We start from the raw sequence: 2,715 nt of genomic DNA, 5'->3' as shown, positions 1-2,715 counted from the left end.
TCATCAGGAAGCGGCGGCATGATCAAGACACCCGAGTCCACCTTAGCTCAGCCGCCTGACTGTCCAAGGAATAGGGGCCACTTCTGTCCCCCCCCTTCGGCACCCCGTCCGATTTCGCCCCTTATCCGCGCACCCGTCTTTCCCGCTATCGATCCCGCATGGAAAACGAAGCGCATCGCGGCGCGGCGGTCCGTTTCCCCGTCGCGGGAGGAGAGGCGATTCTTCTCGCGACGCGCACCCGACGGGATGCGCGGATCGACGACGCGGGACGCGTCTCCTCCCTGGACGACGCGGGGCTTCACCGGACGGAAACGGAGAAGGGACGGAGGGACGCGCTCCGCGAGAGGATCGGCGCTTTTCGATGGGAGGGTGCGGCGGACGGCCTGGAGGTGGGTTTCACGGCAGCGGGGGCGCGCTACGACCCGCCCCTCGGAGGGGGTGATCTCTCCCGTAAGCCGGACGCCTTTCGCGGCGATCATCTCGCCGCGGCGGCAGCCGACGTTCGCTTCGGCCGCGGTCCCCTTCTCTTGCAGGCCGAAGTGGGGCGGAGCGACGCCGGAGGCACGGGGGGACGTTGTCTTCTCCGCCTCGCCGGGAAGGGGGGGAGGGCGCTTCTCCGTTTCCGTAACTACTCGGGTCTGTTCCACGCTCCCCGGAGCACGGTGGAGAGGCGTATCGGTTCGGAACCGGCCGGGGAGACCGGATGGATCGCTATGGCGGACCGGCGGTTGGGGGGTGCGCGGATCGAGGCGCGCTATCATCGCTATGCGAGCTTTCATCGAACCTGGAACTCGGCGGGGCCGGTCTACGGCGACGAATGCTCCGCCCGGATCGAGGCGGGTCGCGGGGCGTGGGAGGGGCGTCTCGCCGCCGGCTCGGCCGCCCGAAGCGAGGTGCGCGGCGGGGCGCGGGTGCGCGGCGGAAGCGCATCCGCCTCCGCGGGGGGGACATGGAACGGCCCGGCGGGGCGCCGCCTCCGCCTGGATTTCCGGTGGGGCGCCTCGAGGACACCGGGATCGGAAAAGATCCGGACCGGCGCCGGTCTCTCCCTTTTGCTCACCATCCGGCGCGGCCGCGAGGGGAGGATCGACCTCTCCTGGGTGCGGCTCTTCCGGGACGAACGCTCCATCGCCTTTCCGTCGCCGGCGCTCCCCGGGTCTCTGCCGGTCGCCTGGTTCGGCGGCGGGCGCGCCGCGGGGGGAGCGCGTATCGCCTGGCGGGGGAGGCCTTGGGGGCGGCTCTCGGCGGCGTTCTCTCTCGGTCCCGAAGGAGCGTCGATGGAGTGCGTGTTCCGGCCGGCGGGCGGTTAGAATCTCCATTGACCCGGTGGAATCGAGGTGATAGTCTGATTTTTTTCCATAACCGGGGCCCGCCGCCTCCCGGGGCCGCGGGCGCGCTCGTTTCTGCGGCGGCGCTCGATGCCGCCGGTTCGGATGTCGTTTCGGAGATCGAGCCGTGAAGGTTTTCGTCGAAAAAGAAGACACCATCGTCGTCGCCCTCGGGGGGAACGCGATCATTCCCAAAAAGAGCGACGGCACGCTCACGGAACAGAAGGAGACCACCAGGCTCACCATGCGCGCCGTGGCCCGGCTGATCGCCGAAGGACACCGGTTGGTCCTCACCCACGGCAACGGCCCGGTGGTGGGGAACATCGTGATCCGAAACGAAGCGGCGGCGTCGCAAATCGCGCCGATGCCGCTCGACGTCTGCGTGGCCGATTCGATGGGCGGCATCGGCTACATGATTCAGCAGGTTTTGCACAACGAACTCCGATCCCTCGGCATCGAGCGGGACGTGATCACCCTGATCACTCAGGTCGAAGTGGATCTGCACGATCCCGCCTTCCGTAAGCCGACCAAGCCGATCGGCCCCTTCTACACGGAGCAACAAGCGGAGAAGCTGCAGCGGAAGAAGGGGTGGAAGATGGTGGAGGACGCGGGCCGCGGCTGGCGCCGGGTGGTCCCTTCACCGAAGCCGATCCGGATCATCGAAGGGGAAGCGGTGCGCGCCATGGTGAACGCCGGACCGGTGGTGATCGCCGTCGGCGGCGGAGGAATCCCCGTCGGAGCGGGCGCCGAGGGGCGTTTGGATGGACTGGAGGCGGTGATCGACAAGGACCGCACCGGGTTTCTTCTCGCCCGGGCGACCGGGGCCAAGATCTTCGCCATTCTGACCGGCGTGGAGAAGGTGGCGATCGACTACGGCAAGCCGGAGCAGCGCGACCTGGACTCCTTCACCACCGCCGAAGCGCGTCGCTGGCTGGAAGAGGGACAGTTCCCGCCCGGGAGCATGGGGCCCAAGATCGAGGCGGCGATCGCTTTCCTGGAGCGCGGGGGGAAGGGAGTCCTCATCACCAGCGTGGATAATCTGTACGACGGGATCAAAGGGACGGCGGGGACGTGGATCACCCCGTAGGCCGCGGAGGGGGATGGGTTCTACTGCGGACCAGGCGGGGGGCCGGAGAGGCCCCTTTTCCTTCGCCCCTTTCCTCATCGTAGCTATGGCTACGATTCCGGGAAGGGGCTCGTCCAAAGGCACCTCTCCGGCCCCCCGCCTGGCCCTCGTAACGAACCCATCCCCCCCCGCGGCCTACAAACAGGAATGAACAGCCTCGTCCAAAGCGGTTTCCCGCCTCGTGCCCCGAACCCTCGTGACGAACCGATCTCTCCCCGCGGCCTACAAGCAGGAATGAACAGCCTCGTCCAAAGCGGTTTC

General features: G+C 68.0%; 2 protein-coding genes. Both read left to right on the top strand.

Features of this window, described 5'->3' with window-relative positions; all coding sequences use genetic code 11:
* Positions 1-158 precede the first annotated feature (158 nt).
* Positions 159-1,310, top strand: coding sequence for a hypothetical protein (locus JW958_00010; GenBank protein ID MBN1824612.1), 1,152 nt, complete (start codon positions 159-161; stop codon positions 1,308-1,310).
* A gap of 145 nt (positions 1,311-1,455) precedes the next feature.
* Positions 1,456-2,415, top strand: a complete 960-nt coding sequence (gene arcC, locus JW958_00005) for a carbamate kinase (GenBank protein ID MBN1824611.1) — start codon at positions 1,456-1,458, stop codon at positions 2,413-2,415.
* Positions 2,416-2,715: the final 300 nt, after the last annotated feature.

The organism is Candidatus Eisenbacteria bacterium, from assembly GCA_016930695.1.
In the GTDB taxonomy this organism is placed as follows: Bacteria; Orphanbacterota; Orphanbacteria; order Orphanbacterales; family Orphanbacteraceae; genus JAFGGD01.
The sequence above is the reverse complement of the archived record's forward strand: the minus strand, read 5'-3'. Positions and strand labels throughout refer to the sequence as shown.